The organism is Pseudoalteromonas sp. 0802 (genome assembly GCF_013350085.1).
In the GTDB taxonomy this organism is placed as follows: Bacteria; Pseudomonadota; Gammaproteobacteria; order Enterobacterales; family Alteromonadaceae; genus Pseudoalteromonas.
The window spans coordinates 91,371-105,774 of the sequence record NZ_JABVXE010000007.1 but is presented as its reverse complement, the minus strand read 5'-3'; the positions used below and the strand labels follow the sequence as shown (position 1 = coordinate 105,774).

The 14,404-nt window shown below is 42.9% G+C and carries 13 protein-coding genes; 8 read left to right on the top strand and 5 right to left on the bottom strand.

Going from position 1 to position 14,404, the window contains the following annotated elements; genetic code table 11:
- Window positions 1–270: 270 nt before the first annotated feature.
- The 3 genes from HUS61_RS13080 to HUS61_RS13070 all read left to right on the top strand — a co-directional run bounded on the left by HUS61_RS13080 (window position 271) and on the right by HUS61_RS13070 (window position 4,566).
- Window positions 271–1,608, top strand: a complete 1,338-nt coding sequence (locus tag HUS61_RS13080) for an MFS transporter (RefSeq protein WP_054562984.1) — start codon at window positions 271–273, stop codon at window positions 1,606–1,608.
- A gap of 77 nt (window positions 1,609–1,685) precedes the next feature.
- Window positions 1,686–4,130 (top strand): glycoside hydrolase family 127 protein, encoded by a 2,445-nt coding sequence (locus HUS61_RS13075; RefSeq protein WP_175082639.1) that lies wholly within the window; start codon window positions 1,686–1,688, stop codon window positions 4,128–4,130.
- Between the two features lie 10 nt (window positions 4,131–4,140).
- Window positions 4,141–4,566 (top strand): FKBP-type peptidyl-prolyl cis-trans isomerase, encoded by a 426-nt coding sequence (locus tag HUS61_RS13070; protein WP_175082638.1) that lies wholly within the window; start codon window positions 4,141–4,143, stop codon window positions 4,564–4,566.
- A gap of 83 nt (window positions 4,567–4,649) precedes the next feature.
- On the opposite strand, the gene HUS61_RS13065 is transcribed toward HUS61_RS13070, so the two are convergent.
- Window positions 4,650–5,624 carry an arabinan endo-1,5-alpha-L-arabinosidase gene (locus HUS61_RS13065; RefSeq protein WP_258536003.1) on the bottom strand — a complete coding sequence of 325 codons (975 nt, stop codon included), beginning with the start codon at window positions 5,622–5,624 and terminating at the stop codon, window positions 4,650–4,652.
- Window positions 5,625–5,757: 133 nt separating this feature from the next.
- Here HUS61_RS13065 and HUS61_RS13060 point away from each other — a divergent pair, with 133 nt between their 5' ends.
- On the top strand, window positions 5,758–6,786 hold the full coding sequence (locus HUS61_RS13060; protein ID WP_175082636.1) for a family 43 glycosylhydrolase: 1,029 nt from the start codon (window positions 5,758–5,760) through the stop codon (window positions 6,784–6,786).
- A gap of 43 nt (window positions 6,787–6,829) precedes the next feature.
- Here the strand turns inward: HUS61_RS13060 and HUS61_RS13055 are convergent, their stop codons facing one another.
- Window positions 6,830–8,458, bottom strand: coding sequence for a sodium:solute symporter (locus tag HUS61_RS13055; RefSeq protein ID WP_055020596.1), 1,629 nt, complete (start codon window positions 8,456–8,458; stop codon window positions 6,830–6,832).
- Window positions 8,459–8,719: 261 nt separating this feature from the next.
- Here HUS61_RS13055 and HUS61_RS13050 point away from each other — a divergent pair, with 261 nt between their 5' ends.
- The 4 genes from HUS61_RS13050 (at window position 8,720) to HUS61_RS13035 (ending at window position 12,015) form a co-directional block, all read left to right on the top strand.
- Entirely contained in the window at window positions 8,720–9,442 is a 723-nt protein-coding gene (locus HUS61_RS13050; RefSeq protein WP_063527568.1) for a FadR/GntR family transcriptional regulator, read from the top strand.
- A 45-nt stretch (window positions 9,443–9,487) separates the two neighbouring features.
- Complete coding sequence (locus tag HUS61_RS13045; RefSeq protein WP_175082635.1) at window positions 9,488–10,267, top strand: SDR family NAD(P)-dependent oxidoreductase; 780 nt, start codon at window positions 9,488–9,490, stop codon at window positions 10,265–10,267.
- A gap of 128 nt (window positions 10,268–10,395) precedes the next feature.
- The gene (locus HUS61_RS13040) at window positions 10,396–11,103 is read left to right on the top strand and encodes a sulfite exporter TauE/SafE family protein (protein ID WP_055020595.1); all 708 of its coding nucleotides are present in this window, start codon (window positions 10,396–10,398) and stop codon (window positions 11,101–11,103) included.
- A 27-nt stretch (window positions 11,104–11,130) separates the two neighbouring features.
- The gene (locus HUS61_RS13035) at window positions 11,131–12,015 is read left to right on the top strand and encodes an SMP-30/gluconolactonase/LRE family protein (protein ID WP_258536002.1); all 885 of its coding nucleotides are present in this window, start codon (window positions 11,131–11,133) and stop codon (window positions 12,013–12,015) included.
- Here the strand turns inward: HUS61_RS13035 and HUS61_RS13030 are convergent.
- From HUS61_RS13030 to HUS61_RS13020, 3 genes are read right to left on the bottom strand one after another with little or no spacing between them, the layout of a single operon-like run.
- Window positions 12,010–12,897 carry a LysR family transcriptional regulator gene (locus HUS61_RS13030; protein WP_054562975.1) on the bottom strand — a complete coding sequence of 296 codons (888 nt, stop codon included), beginning with the start codon at window positions 12,895–12,897 and terminating at the stop codon, window positions 12,010–12,012. The two genes, HUS61_RS13035 and HUS61_RS13030, sit on opposite strands and share 6 nt — an antisense overlap.
- A 54-nt stretch (window positions 12,898–12,951) precedes the next feature.
- Window positions 12,952–13,818, bottom strand: coding sequence for a pirin family protein (locus HUS61_RS13025; RefSeq protein WP_175082634.1), 867 nt, complete (start codon window positions 13,816–13,818; stop codon window positions 12,952–12,954).
- A 60-nt stretch (window positions 13,819–13,878) separates the two neighbouring features.
- Window positions 13,879–14,304 (bottom strand): DoxX family protein, encoded by a 426-nt coding sequence (locus HUS61_RS13020; RefSeq protein WP_054562973.1) that lies wholly within the window; start codon window positions 14,302–14,304, stop codon window positions 13,879–13,881.
- Window positions 14,305–14,404 lie beyond the last annotated feature (100 nt).

Below are 14,404 nucleotides of genomic sequence, written 5' to 3'. Positions count from 1 at the left end.
TTCTTTTATAGACCTAAAAACCCCGGCTTTGCTGGGGTTTTTTATTGGTTTTTATAAACCAAACCATCGGTCGAAAAGAGTTGCGATTTAATAAGTATGATAATACTATTAATTAGATTAGCATTAAATTTACAAAAATAACGAACGCAATGGCCAAGCTGTGTAATATCTAGGGCTATAAATTTATTTGATACGCAATGTTGAAAGCTTTTTAGCATTGCTTGAAATAGTGAGCGGCGGCTCATTATTGACCAATTAGGGTGTTGTTGTATGGAATCTCAAAAGTTATCCGTTGTAGAAAAGGTCGGCTTTGGCGCCGGCGACATGGCAGTAAATGTCATGGTTGCAGCGTTATTCTATTTTATGTCTTTCTTTTACACCGATATCTACGGACTTGATCCGGTTGATATGGGTGTGTTGTTCTTAGTGGCGCGTTTTGTTGATGCCTTTACCGATCCATTAATGGGGGTGATCACCGACAAAGTGAAAACCCGTTGGGGTCAGTTCCGTCACTGGTTCTTATTTTTATCTGTGCCTTATGGTTTATCGGTCGTACTGTTATTTACCACGCCTGATTTCGACTACAACATGAAGTTAGCGTGGGCTTATGCCACTTACTTGTTTGCGACCTTGATGTTTACCGGTGTTGCTATTCCTTATATCTCTTACATTGGTGTATTAACTGCCGATCCAAAAGAGCGTTTGTCGGCCAATGGCTACCGTATGTTCTTCGCTAAGATTGCTAATGTAGTGATCGTATTTTCAGTGCCGCTACTTGCCTCATATTGGGGAGATGGCAGCTTGTCGTATGGTTATAAACTGGCAATGGCATTGGTATCGGCATGTGCCGTAGCACTATTTTTGTTTTGCTTCTTTACTACTCGCGAACGTATTACCCATGAGCCACAAACCGAAGGTGTACTTACGCAATTAAAAGTACTTATTAAAAACGACCAATGGTTACTACTGTGTGCAGCATGTGTGCTTGGTACGCTTGGTTATGCGATTCGTGGCAGTGTTGCTATGTATTACGCAACCTATTACTTAGGTGTACCAGATTTAGCAGGTGCCTTTACCAGTGCGGGTATTGCAGCATCTATTGTCTCAATGGTGGCAAGTACGTGGATCACCCAGCGTTACTGTAAAATGAAGCTATTCCGTCAATCACAAATCGCCGTGCTATTCATCTCATTGCTAATGTATTTTGTAGTGCAACCGGGCGATGTAATGACGGCGTTTGTGCTTTATATCATCTTGTCATTTGTGGTTGATTTACATGCGCCAGTGTTCTGGTCTGCCATTGCTGAAGCCGTTGATTACGGTGAAATTAAAGACGGCGTTCGTGCATCGGGTCTATCGTTTGGTGGCATTTCATTCTGCCAAAAAGCCGGGGGCGGTTTAGCGGGCTTAGCAGGTGGTTTATTACTGGCATTTTTTGAGTACAAGCCTAACGTTGAGCAAACCGAATTTACCCTAATGGGCTTAGCACTGATGCTAACCATCATTCCTGGTGTATTCCACGCCTTGCTAGGTCTGATCTTGAAAAAATATAAAATTACCGATGAGTACTATACGGATATGGTTATTCATAAGCGCCTACCAAAATAACCACTCTTTAAACGCACACACTAAATAAGTGTGTGCGCTTTGCTCTTTAAAATAACAACTCGCTGGGAGACAACAGTATGAACACATTCAAGTTTAGCTATTTAGCAAGCGTTTGCGCTGCAATTTTAACTGTGACCGGTTGCAGTGAGCAGCCAACAGACAGTAAACAAACTGCTGCTGTGGAGCATGCTGAACATACCAGCGAACAACATTTATTTGCCCTAAACCAAGTAAGTTTAAGCGCCAGCCCGTTTTTGCATGCACAGCAAACGAATGTGCGTTATTTATTAGCACTTCATCCTGATCAGTTACTTGCTCCTTACCTGCGTGAAGCCGGCCTTGAGCCAAAAGCGCCTAACTATGGCAACTGGGAAAGCACTGGCCTTGATGGCCATATTGGCGGTCATTATCTTTCAGCTTTAAGCCTTGCGTGGGCAGCCACAGGTGACGAAGAATTAAAGCAGCGTTTAGATTATATGCTAAGCGAGCTGGATCGCGCTCAACAAGCCACTGGTGGTTACTTAGGCGGTATCCCAAATGGCGATGAAATGTGGCAGCAGATTGAAAAGGGTGAAATCAAAGCTGATTTATTCAGCTTGAATGACCGCTGGGTGCCGCTTTATAACATAGATAAAATTTTCCATGGTTTGCGTGATGCATACGACGTAGCAGGCAGTGATAAAGCCAAACAAATGCTATTTAAGTTAGGCGAATGGTTCTTAGCGACCACAGCTAAGCTAACTGATGAACAAATTCAACAAATGCTTTATTCAGAGCATGGTGGCTTAAATGATGTGTTTGCTGATATGTACTTTATCAGTGATGATGAGCGCTACTTAAAGCTAGCGCGTCAGTTCTCTCATAACATCATTATTGAACCCTTATTACACAAAGAAGATAAGTTAACTGGCCTGCATGCCAATACGCAAATTCCAAAAATTATTGGTATGTTGAAGGTCGCAAATGCCAGCGATGATAAAGCATGGCAGCAAGGTGCTGACTTTTTCTGGAAAACAGTCAGCCAAGAGCGCTCAGTATCAATTGGCGGTAACTCGGTACGTGAGCACTTTCATGATAAAAGTGACTTCACACCAATGGTTGAAGATGTTGAAGGTCCAGAAACCTGCAACACTTACAACATGATGAAACTGAGTAAGTTATTGTTCTTAAAAACCGGCGATACGCGCTATTTAGACTATTATGAGCGCGCCACATATAACCATATTTTATCGTCACAACACCCAGAGCATGGCGGTCTTGTTTACTTTACCTCAATGCGCCCTGGGCATTACCGCATGTATTCGTCAGTGCAAGATTCAATGTGGTGCTGCGTAGGCTCAGGTATTGAGAATCACAGCAAATATGGTGAGCTGATTTATAGCAATACCGGTAAAGAGCTATGGGTGAACTTGTTTATTCCAAGCACGTTAAATTGGCAACAGCAGGGTTTGCAGATCACGCAAGACAGCCAATTTCCAGATGATAACAAGGTTTCACTGACCGTGAATCGTTTGTCTGAGGGGCAAAGTGCTGAGTCGGTAATTCATATTCGTAAACCGTCTTGGCAGCAAGGTGAGCTGAGCTTTACTTTAAATGGAAAAGCTGTAAGCGCAACCGAAAAAGACGGTTATTACAGTATCAGCCATGCATGGCAAAGCGGTGATAAGCTTGCCTTTGAGCTTAGTCCTAAGCTTTATACTGAGCAGCTACCTGATGGCCAGCATTATTACTCTGTGATGTATGGGCCTGTTGTAATGGCTACCAAAGTACAAGCATTTGCAAATGAGCAGCTTAACTTTGTTGCCGATAATAGCCGCATGGGCCATATCGCCGCGGGGCCGACTTGTCCGCCAGAGGCTCTACCAATCATGCTGAGTGAGCCAGAAAAATTTATTGCCGATCTTACTCGTAAACCGGGCCAAGAGCTCGCATTTATCGCCGATAAAAATGTGGCGATTGCCAAGCAAGGTATCGATAACACTAAGAGCACAGAGCTAATTCCGTTCTTCCGCTTACACGATAGTCGCTATCAAGTGTATTGGCCGCAGCAAAGTGAAGCTGAGTTCACACAATTTGTTGCCGATGCAAAAGCGGCTGAGCAAGCGAAAGAGCAGCTTCGTTTATTAACCGTTGATCAAATTACGCCGGGTGAGCAACAACCTGAAGTCGAACACGACTTTAAAGGTGAAGGAACTCGTGCGGGTGTTAATAATGGTCATCATTGGCGCGATGCGACAGGTTGGTTTGAGTATCAGCTTAGCAACCCAGAACAAAAAGCGGTTGCTTTGCGTGTTCGCTATTTTATTGGCGATGTAGATCGTCATTTCTCAATTAATTTAAATGGTGAGCAATTAGCTGCGGTTAGTTTGCCTGTAGGCAAGCCGACTGATGAGTTCTACACCATTGATTACCCATTAACAGAGGCAATGAAAAAGTCGAAAACGCTTACCTTACGTTTTGCTGCCGACAAAGACTCTGTTGCCGGTGGTATCTATGGTATTCGTTTAATCAACGCACAATAAAGAGTTGGCTATGTTAAGCAACGATGTATTTGCGACGGCTAAAGAGCATGTTTTACCGTCGCTTTTAGATAACAGCGCTGAGCAACACAGTTTTTACCAAACGCCGACAGGGCTTGGTTATAGAGTGATTGAGCAAGGTCAGGGGGATAAACCTAGTTGGGATGCCACTGTGACTGTGCATCAACGCGTTACCCTTACAAATGGTCGGGTGTTGTTTGATACTCGAAAGCAAGGTGCTGCTGTAGAGTACGAAATTGCAGAGGCGATAGTGGGCTTGCAAGAAGCATTGCAACTAATGAATAAAGGCAGCCGCTTTGAGGTGCTAATACCTGCGCATTTGGCGCGTGATGTGTACAGCGCATTTATTGAAGAAAAGCATCAGCAAGACTGCCAAAGCCCCATGCTCGTTGATATTACTTTGATTGATTTTAGTTGATAACACCTACTTTCAACCTCAAACGAGGTCATTAAAGCAAATAAAAAACCTGCAATTTTGCAGGTTTTTTGTGTGTTGAATAATTACTTTTTAAGCTTGGTTTTAAGCTTATTTAGGTCGGCTGGGTTAACAACCGGCCAATCGTTTTTCCAGCTCATAGGTAAAATACGTAGCTTTTGCACGCCGTTATCGGCTGTTTCGTAGGCGTGTAATACTAAATAGTCTTTACCATCAAAGGTGTACGCAGCATTATGACCAAGAGCAGCCCAGTCTTTATTACCTTCAATAACTAAACTGCCACCGCCATCAACCATAGAGCGACCTTGTTGATCTAAATATGGGCCTTCGATGTTTTTGCTTCGACCTACGCGTACGTTGTAAGTACTCTCTACGCCACGGCAGCATTTATCAAACGAAACAAATAGGTAGTAATAGCCGTTCTTTTTAAAGATATAAGGTGCTTCAATCGGGCCATGTTCCGTGTTTGGACGACTCGCAATGTGATGCCATTTTTCAGGTTTTGCTAAGCGCACCATGTCATCATCAAGTTTTACTAGTTTAAGGCCGCCCCAGAACGAACCAAAGCTCATCCACGGTGTACCATTCTTATCTTCGATTATTGCAGGGTCGATAGCGTTCCAATCGTCACGCTCAGGTACTGATTCAACCACTATGCCGTAGTCAATCCACTTGTAATCAGGTGATGATGGGTCAAGGGTTTCGTTAACCGTTACACCAATTGCCGAAGTGTTTTTGCCAAATGCAGAGACTGAGTAATAAAGGTAAAACTTACCATTTTTCTCATACACATCGGGTGCCCATAAGTGGCCATCAAAGCTTGGTGAAATACGCTTTGCCCAACTTGGCTCGTCTTTAAAAACGCGGCCTGTGAGTTTCCAGTTGGTTAAATCTTTCGATTCATAATAGGTAATACCAGGGCCTGTGCTAAATACATAGTACGTGTCGCCTTCTTTGGTCATCACCGGATCGTGTACTTCAACTTGCTTTGCAGAAACGGCTGCGGCAGAAAAAAGTAGCCCTGTTGAAAGCCACTTCATTGCGTGTGTCACCTTACTTACGGGTCTCATGCTTGAATACCTTTTGTTGTTTTAACTCTTGTGTTCATTCAGCTACTATATAATATGTAATACAATATTAACAATAAAATCGAGACGAAATACAGGACACATTATGCTCAAAAAATTATCTCGGCTAACGCTTCTTAGTGCGTTAAGTGCCTCGCCATTGTCAGCCCTTGCTGATGCTAATAGTAGCAAGACTTTAGCGCCAATTGATAACCCCATTGTACTCAAACGTGCTGATCCTTGGTTAGTTCGTGATGATAAAAGTGGCTGTTACACGTTTATAGGTAGTTCGCCGAAATTTGATGAAATTGAGCTACGCCAAGCTTGTCGTTTAAACGATTTAAAATTAGCTGAGCCGAAGGTTATTTGGCAAAAGCGCGATAAAGGCCCAATGAGTGTCAATATTTGGGCCCCTGAGCTACATAAGATTGATGGCAGTTGGTATATCTACTTCGCCGCAGGTGATATCGAAAAACCGTTCAGTATTCGCATGTATGCACTTAAAAACGACAGTGCTAATCCGATGCAAGGTGAGTGGCAAGAAATGGGGCAAGTAACTAGCCACCTTGATAGTTTTTCGCTTGATGCCACAAGTTTTACGCACAAGGGTAAGCGCTACATGATTTGGGCGCAGCAGAACCAGCCTGCAACTTACAACTCAGCTTTATGGTTAGCTGAAATGGACTCACCAACATCAATTAAAGAACCCATTATCGCGATTACTGAGCCAACCCTTGATTGGGAAGTGCAAGGCTATAAGGTGAACGAAGGTGCTGCTGTTATCACTCATGGCGATAAAATATTTGTCACTTATTCAGCCAGTGCCACCGATCATCGATATGCGATGGGCTTGCTATGGGCAGATGTGAATGCTGACTTACTTGACCCTGCTAGCTGGCATAAAAAGGCTGAGCCGTTGTTCACCACCAATGCTGAGCTAGGTCGTTTTGGCCCTGGGCATAACAGTTTTGTAAAAGCTGAAGATGGTGTAACCGATTTAATGATTTATCACAGCCGTGACTATAAAGAGCTGAAAGGCTCACCGCTTACAGACCCAAATCGCCATGCGCGAGCACGCATTATTACGTGGGATAAAAACGGTTTTCCAGTGTTTTCACCAGAACTCGCTGATTAAAAAAGGGCGCCAATTGGCGCCCTACAACTTTGGGAACGAACGATTACCAGAAGCGGTAGTAAATAAAGGCAGTAATACCAATAATACCCGCGGTATGAATGTAATCCCACTTATCTAAGCCGGCAGCTACTTCTTTCATAGTTGCTTTATCTAGGCTTGAGAAAGTAAGACCCTTCAATTGTTCTTCGTCTGCTTGTTTGGTGAAAATACTTACCACAATCATAATCGCAACGACCACGACAAATAGCAGAATACAATAATATAACCAGTTCATTGTGGTGATCCACGCAAATGATGAACCTGTTAAATCATCTTTAAATGGCAGCAAGACTAAGCGGATCATACCAAGCACAAAACCTGATACTAAGCCCACAAAACCCGCTGTTGGAGTGATGCGTTTACTACATAAACCTAGTAAAAATACCGCAGCAATACCTGGTGCAATAAGAGACTGCACACTTTGCAGATATTCATAAAGCACATCGGCAATTAAGCTCATGACGGGTATCCACAGAAGACCTAATACAACAATCACGATAGTGGCAATACGGCCTACTTTCAGAAGGTGCTTCTCAGATGATTCTGGTTTAAATTTCTTATAGAAATCAATGGTAAATAAGGTTGCAGATGAATTAAATAATGATGCTAAAGAGCTCATAAGAGCCGCTACTAAACCACCGATTACAATCCCCTTTACGCCGGCTGGTAATAGCTCAGCAACTAAAGTTGGGAAAGCTTGGTCAGCACTTTCATAGCTAATAATACCTTTAACATTCAATGCGTATGCAATCATGCCTGGTACTAAGAAGATAAATACAGGAAGTAATTTTAGGTAACCAGCAAACATGGTGCCGCGACGCGCTTCTTTAATGCCTTTTGCAGATAAAACACGTTGTACGATGTATTGGTCGGTACACCAATACCAAAAACCAATAATGAATGAACCAAATACAATGCCAGGCCATGGGAACTCAGCATCTGAAGCACTGCGAATAAGGTGCATATTAGCATCGTTGATACGCTCAACTTCTGCCCAGCCACCTACTTTATCTAGACCAACAACTAATATGACTAAGGAGCCAATAATGAGTACAGGGGTCTGCAACACCGAGGTCCACATAATGGCTTTCATACCGCCAAGTACCGTATAAATACCGGTGATAACCACTAGGCCAATAGCTGAAATCCAGAAGAAGTCGATGCCCCAAATGCTCTCAATACCTAATATTGTTTTAAATGCGATACCGCCGGCATAAACCGTTACCGCAACCTTGGTTAGTACATAACTAATCAATGAGATAACAGATAAGAAGGTACGTGATTTAGAGTTAAAGCGGCGCTCTAAGAATTCAGGCATGGTGTAGACTTTACTACTCCAATAGAAAGGTACGAAAATCCAACCGAGCAGTAGAATGATCCACGATTGCATCTCCCAGTGAGCCAGTGCCATACCCGATTGTGCACCTGAACCTGAAAGGCCCACTAAATGTTCCGAGCCAATGTTCGATGCGAAAATAGAGGCACCAATCACTAACCAACTTGCATTACGACCCGCTAAAAAGTAATCAGCGGTGTCTTCTTCTTTTTGTCGCATAGACATCACGACAACGCCTAGTAACAGGACGAAGAATCCTGCTAGCACTGCCCAGTCTAAGGTACTTAGTTCGACCATCGTGTGTTCCACCTAATTTTGAAAGAGAATTTTGCTTTTTTAGTTGTTGAATAAAAATATTATATTATAAATAAGCTGAGTGAAAGAGATTTGTTAAAATAAGGTGACAGTCTGTAGGTGAAATGGTGACTATGCTGTTCGAAATATAGACACTTGTATTAGGTTGTTTTTTGCTTGTTATTGATTTTAATCAATTATTTCCAGGATGACGGAATAGCTTTATAGATGTATCATATTACTCAGATCTTTTGAGGAACACACATGGCGCGTTTAGAAAATTTAAACCTATCACAACAAGTTACCAATGAGCTTGGTAAAGCAATTATTGTTGGTGATTATAACACTGAAACGGGGCTACCAACCGAAGCACAACTTTGTGAAGTGTATGGTATTAGCCGCACAGCTGTTCGTGAAGCAGTGAAAATGCTTGCTGCAAAAGGACTGATTTCTTCTCGTCCACGACAAGGTATTCGTGTTGAGTCGGCGGAGAACTGGAACTTATACGACACAAGCGTATTAAAATGGTTGTTGGAAAGCAGCCCATCACTTTACGTACTTAAAGAATTTCTACAAGTGCGCTTGGCGATTGAGCCACAAGCAGCAGCACTTGCAGCAAGAAAAGGCGACCAAGCAGCCATTGCAGAAATTAAAATGGCACTAGATAAAATGCAAGCGGCAGCAGAAGAGCCAGAAGGCGTAATGCATGAGCCAGACCTTGCTTTCCATACAGCTATTTTGCATGCCAGTGGTAACCGTTTTTTCTATCAATTACGTGATTTTATTAGCACGGCTCTGCATGTAAGTATTCAGCATACTACACCTGCTAAGGGCAATAAAAAGGCAATCGCTGAAGAGCACTTTAAAGTGTATAACGCGATTGCGAGCGGCGACCCTGAGCGTGCTAAAAACATGATGACGTACATGATTGATGAAGCAATGGCGTTTATTGAAAAAGAAATCGCCGAAAAAGAAGCGGCTCAATAAGTATCACTTTTTGACGTTGTAATTACTTTAAAACAAAAGGTTATCATGCCAAATTCGAACGAGCTAAAAACAGTTTACCCAAGCCTTGCTGGTAAGAGTGTGTTTATTACTGGTGGTGCATCGGGAATTGGTGAAGTAATGGTAACGCGGTTCTGCGAGCAGGGCGCGAAAGTCACCTTTGTTGATATTGCAACTGAGCAAAGCGATGCGTTATGCGCAAAATTAGCTGGCAAATATGAGTTTGACCCGCAGTTTATCCATTGCGATATTCGTGATGTTGAAGCCTTAAAAGCGGCCATTGAGCAAACTCGTCAGCAACAGGGTGACATAGGTGTGTTAATTAATAACGCAGCCGATGACACCCGTCATGCCGCTGAAAATATGGATGTGAAATATTGGGAAGATAAGTTTGCCGTTAACTTGCGCCCGTGTTTCTTTTCATCGCAAGCTGTGGTTGAACACATGCAGCGTCTAGGCGGCGGTAGCATTATCAATATGGGGTCGGTAAGCTGGCGTATTAAGCAAACAGGTATGCCAGCCTATACAACTGCTAAAGCAGGAATTGAAGGTTTAACCCGTTCATTGGCTGCTTCATATGGTAAAGACAATATTCGTGTGAATTCACTGGTTCCGGGGTGGGTGATGACAGAGCGCCAAATTACTCATTGGCTAACCCCAGAAATGATTGAAGATGTTCGTTTAAGTCAGTGTATTAACGAAACAATTCAACCAGACCATGTGGTAAATGCGGCATTGTTTTTGGCCGCTGATGACAGCCGAATGATGACAGCACAATCATTGATAGTGGATGCAGGTTGGACATAATTTTGCGAAACAATCGCAAAACAACTAGCTTGCAATAAAAATTTTTACATAATTCAAATGATACTATAATAATAAAATATGGGTTATAGAATCAAAAGAGCTCATACTTAGGAAGGTGGTAAGAAAGTTTGACCGACTTTGTACTTGTTTATTTAATTCTGATTATTGGCGCTTGCCTGCAAAGTGTTATTGGCTTTGGTTTAGGCATGCTATGTGTGCCTGTACTTTACTGGTTGATGCCAGAGCTGGTGCCTGGGCCAATGATTCTGAATGCGCTGTTTTTAACGTCGGTGTTAATGATTAAACACCGCGGCGCGATAGACATGAAACAAACAGGCATTTCCATTATTGGTGGTGCAGTGGGAGTTATCCTTGCTGCTGTGGTGATGTGGTATGTCAATGCGAAGCAGTATCAACTCTTGCTAGGAGTGAGTATTTTGGTAGTGGTGGCATTGTCTATCATAGGTATGAAACCGAAAATTTCCACCATTACAAGCTTACTTGCGTCAATGTCGTCGGGCTTTTTAGGTACCACAACGTCAGCCGGTGGCGCGCCGATGGGGCTACTCTATCAAGCTGAAGATAAAGACAAAATTAAAGCAAACCTGAGTGCCTTTTTTGTATTTATAAACTTGTTTGGCATTATTGTATTGATGCTGACAGGCTCTGCCGATATGGCTGATGTGAAGCTGTTCTTTTTCTGCTTACCCGCTATTTTAATTGGCTGGGGCTTGTCGTTTGTGATCAACAATAACCTCAATGAAAAGGCCATTCGCGGCATAATCTTGCTGGTTGCTGGCTTATCTGGTCTAGCACTTATTTTCATACACAGATAGAATGAGAATAGTTCAGCAGTTTGTGTAATGAAGCCTATGCTCGATGACACCATTAAAGTAATCATTTCTAGCCAATGCCAATTGGGCGAAGGTGCCTATTTTGCTAAGGCACATAACTGTTTATTTTGGGTCGATATTTTAGGGCAGCGTTTGTTTCGTTTGCAGTGTCAATCGATGCGCGTTAGCCAGTTTACTATGCCAGAACCGATTTGTTGGGTGATGGAAACCGAGCAAGCTGAATTAATCGCAGGCTTTGCCAAAGGCGTTTATAAGCTAAATAGTGAAGACTTTAGCCGCGAACTTCTTTACTCAATCGATCACGAACCCTCACAAAACCGCTTAAACGATGGTAAAACGTCTCGCCAAGGCTTTGGTTTTTTTGGCTCAATGGACTCTCAAGAGCAAACCAATAGTGGCAAGTTATACCGTTTTGGTCATGGTCAGGCTCCGACAGCGGTTGATCATGACTACACCATTAGCAATGGGCCTGCGGTAAGTAAAAATGGTCAGTTTCTATATTCTACAGACTCAGATAAACAAACAATCTACCGCTTCACTCTGAATGAGCATGGCGAGCTTACAGATAAACAAGAGTTTATTCGCTTTACTGACAATATGGGTTTTCCTGATGGCATGACAGTTGATAGCGAAGATCATCTTTGGGTTGCTGCATGGAATGGTTATGGCGTGTATCGTTTTGCCCCAAACGGTGAGCAAGTACAGTTTATTCGCTTACCCGCACCGCGTGTTACGAGTGTCGCATTTGTCGGTGAAGAGCTCACGCACCTGGCGGTGACAACTGCGGCAGTAGGGCTAGAAGACTCAGTGCTCGCTGATTACCCTCACAGTGGTGGCGTGTTTATTCTCGAGCCGGGCGTTAAAGGTATTGCTGAAACGCCCTTGAAGCTATAGATTTTCCATTACTTGATAACGCAACTCGCCAATAAACGAGCGTGCTGCAGGACCCAGTTTGTCACCGTCTTTAAAGAGTAAATGTAACTTAGCGCTGCGACTGCTGTTATGGGTTAAATTAAGTGCTTTCATTTGCCCTGCCGCAAGTTGTTTTTCTATCGCGACTTTTGGTAACCACGCAAAGCCCAGTCCATTACTGATCATATCAATTGAAGTGCGTAAATGAGTAACAGTCCAGCGTTGATCGGCACCTAACCAGCCACCATCTTGTTTGTGCTTATTCGCTGAATCGCGAACTACAATTTGGCGGTGTGATTTTAAATCTTCGAGGGTGATTTCACGCTCTATCTCATGCAAGGGGTGATCTGGGTGTGCTACAGCAATAAACTCGATATCACATAACTCTTCGTGAAAGTTTGCTGCAATTGGAAAGCCGGTAATGGCAATATCAACCTGATCGTTTTCGAGCAGCTCATTGCCCCCCATTAGCACAGATTCATGCAGCTCAATACGCAGTTGCGGGTATTGCGATGACGTGTCGTTAAGTACTTTATAAAGCAGCTGCTGTGGGAAAATAGCATCAACAGCAATGCGTAACTTACTTTCGATACCTTCACCCAAGGTTTGCCCAATGGCCTCAACTTTAGCTGCCTCATCAAGTAAGTAATTAGCACGGCGCAGCATCATTTCGCCGGCTTCAGTGAGCACGGTTTTACGGCCTTGAATGCTGAATAACTTTACATCGAGTGCAGATTCAATTTTGCCAACTGCATTATGAATACTCGACTGGCTTTTATGAATACCTTGTGAGGCTTGGTTAAAGCCTCCAAATTCAACAACAGCACGAAACATGCGCCACTGTTCTAGCGTAATTCTTAGCATGATGTTCCTTTGCTTACTTAACTACCTAATAGTACCTGTAAATGCTGAAAAAGTTTACTTTTTAGGTGAGGGCAACTCAATATACTCAAGCTCATCACCGGGGATTTTAGCAAAGCGCTGTGCTTGCCAATCTTGTTTTGCTTGCTCGATGCGCTCTTTGCTGTAAGCGACAAAATTCCAATGTAAATACGGGACTTTATTAAATTTACTGCCACCAAGTAAAATAAAGCGGCTGTGCACCAGTGTCGTTATTTCGTGTTCGCTGTCATCAAGTAGCACAAAGTCGCCTTGGGTATAGCGAGTATCACCCACACTAATTTCACCATAAATAACATACACGGCGGTTTCATGATGAGGGTGCGGTTTAGTAATATGGCTACCTTGCTCTGCTACTGTATCGACATAAAACATCGGTGAGTAGTTTTTCACCGGTGAGCTTAAGCCATAGGCATCACCGACAATGAGTCGCATCAGCACGCCTTTTTCGACTCTCTCAGGCAGCTGCTGTTTTTTGATATGCTCAAAGCGTGGTGCTATTTCGGTCATGCTCTCAGGTAAAGCAACCCAGCATTGCAGACCATTAATGTCGTGCTCGCTCGCCCGCACTTCAAGGCTTTCTCTTTCTGAGTGCACTATACCGCGACCTGCGGTCATCCAGTTAACATCGCCGGGTTCTATTTGCAGGCTATTACCTAGCGAATCGCGATGGTAAATACTGCCAGTAAATAAATAAGTGAGCGTTGATAGGCCAATATGAGGGTGAGGCCTCACATTTATGCCTTCACCGCGAGGAAAGTGATTTGGCCCCATGTGGTCAAAAAAGATAAATGGGCCAACCATTTTTTTGTCAAAATGAGGCAAGATGCGTTTTACATCGAGCCCACCAATATCATGGCTGGTTGCTGTTAATAACGTTGCCATATTCGCGCCCTCTTAAAAACAAATTCAGCCAATAACCTAGGTTATTGGCTGGGATAAATATTATGCCTGACTACGTTTTAACACTAGTTGATCTAGGCTGATTTTGCCTGCACCAACACTGGCTAATGCTAAAAAGCCGCCTGCCATTGCAATGTTTTTGTAGAACATTAAAAATTGCATTTGATCATCAAGCTGAAAGTGGAATAACAAAGCACTAACTAGGCTGAAACCAGCAAAAGCGACAGCGGTTAGTTGTGTTAAAAAGCCCAGTAAAATAAATAATCCGCCAACAATTTCAAAGGCAATTACAAACGGCAGTAAGAACTCTGGTAAACCTACTGATGCCATGTACTGTGCTGTTGCATCAAAGAATTCTATTTTGCTAAAGCCGGTTAGTAAAAAGATGGCCGATAAACCAATACGAGCCAATAAAGTGCTAATATTTTGTAAGTGTGGTTGAGCTGAGATTAAAGTAAAAAGTTTCATAGTAGGTATCCTGTTTAGTTAAGCAGTGTGTCTGCGATGGAGTAACTATAAGTTCACTTTAAAAGAATTAAAAATTGTAAAATTAGCGTTTATCATTCTT

Excerpts from the sequence above, each read along its gene's own strand:
- HUS61_RS13080 (WP_054562984.1), top strand. The coding sequence starts at position 271 with ATGGAATCTCAAAAGTTATCCGTTGTAGAAAAGGTCGGCTTTGGCGCC.
- HUS61_RS13075 (WP_175082639.1), top strand. The coding sequence starts at position 1,686 with ATGAACACATTCAAGTTTAGCTATTTAGCAAGCGTTTGCGCTGCAATT.
- HUS61_RS13070 (WP_175082638.1), top strand. The coding sequence starts at position 4,141 with ATGTTAAGCAACGATGTATTTGCGACGGCTAAAGAGCATGTTTTACCG.
- HUS61_RS13065 (WP_258536003.1), bottom strand. The coding sequence starts at position 5,624 with ATGAAGTGGCTTTCAACAGGGCTACTTTTTTCTGCCGCAGCCGTTTCT.
- HUS61_RS13060 (WP_175082636.1), top strand. The coding sequence starts at position 5,758 with ATGCTCAAAAAATTATCTCGGCTAACGCTTCTTAGTGCGTTAAGTGCC.
- HUS61_RS13055 (WP_055020596.1), bottom strand. The coding sequence starts at position 8,458 with ATGGTCGAACTAAGTACCTTAGACTGGGCAGTGCTAGCAGGATTCTTC.
- HUS61_RS13050 (WP_063527568.1), top strand. The coding sequence starts at position 8,720 with ATGGCGCGTTTAGAAAATTTAAACCTATCACAACAAGTTACCAATGAG.
- HUS61_RS13045 (WP_175082635.1), top strand. The coding sequence starts at position 9,488 with ATGCCAAATTCGAACGAGCTAAAAACAGTTTACCCAAGCCTTGCTGGT.
- HUS61_RS13035 (WP_258536002.1), top strand. The coding sequence starts at position 11,131 with ATGAAGCCTATGCTCGATGACACCATTAAAGTAATCATTTCTAGCCAA.
- HUS61_RS13030 (WP_054562975.1), bottom strand. The coding sequence starts at position 12,897 with ATGCTAAGAATTACGCTAGAACAGTGGCGCATGTTTCGTGCTGTTGTT.
- HUS61_RS13025 (WP_175082634.1), bottom strand. The coding sequence starts at position 13,818 with ATGGCAACGTTATTAACAGCAACCAGCCATGATATTGGTGGGCTCGAT.
- HUS61_RS13020 (WP_054562973.1), bottom strand. The coding sequence starts at position 14,304 with ATGAAACTTTTTACTTTAATCTCAGCTCAACCACACTTACAAAATATT.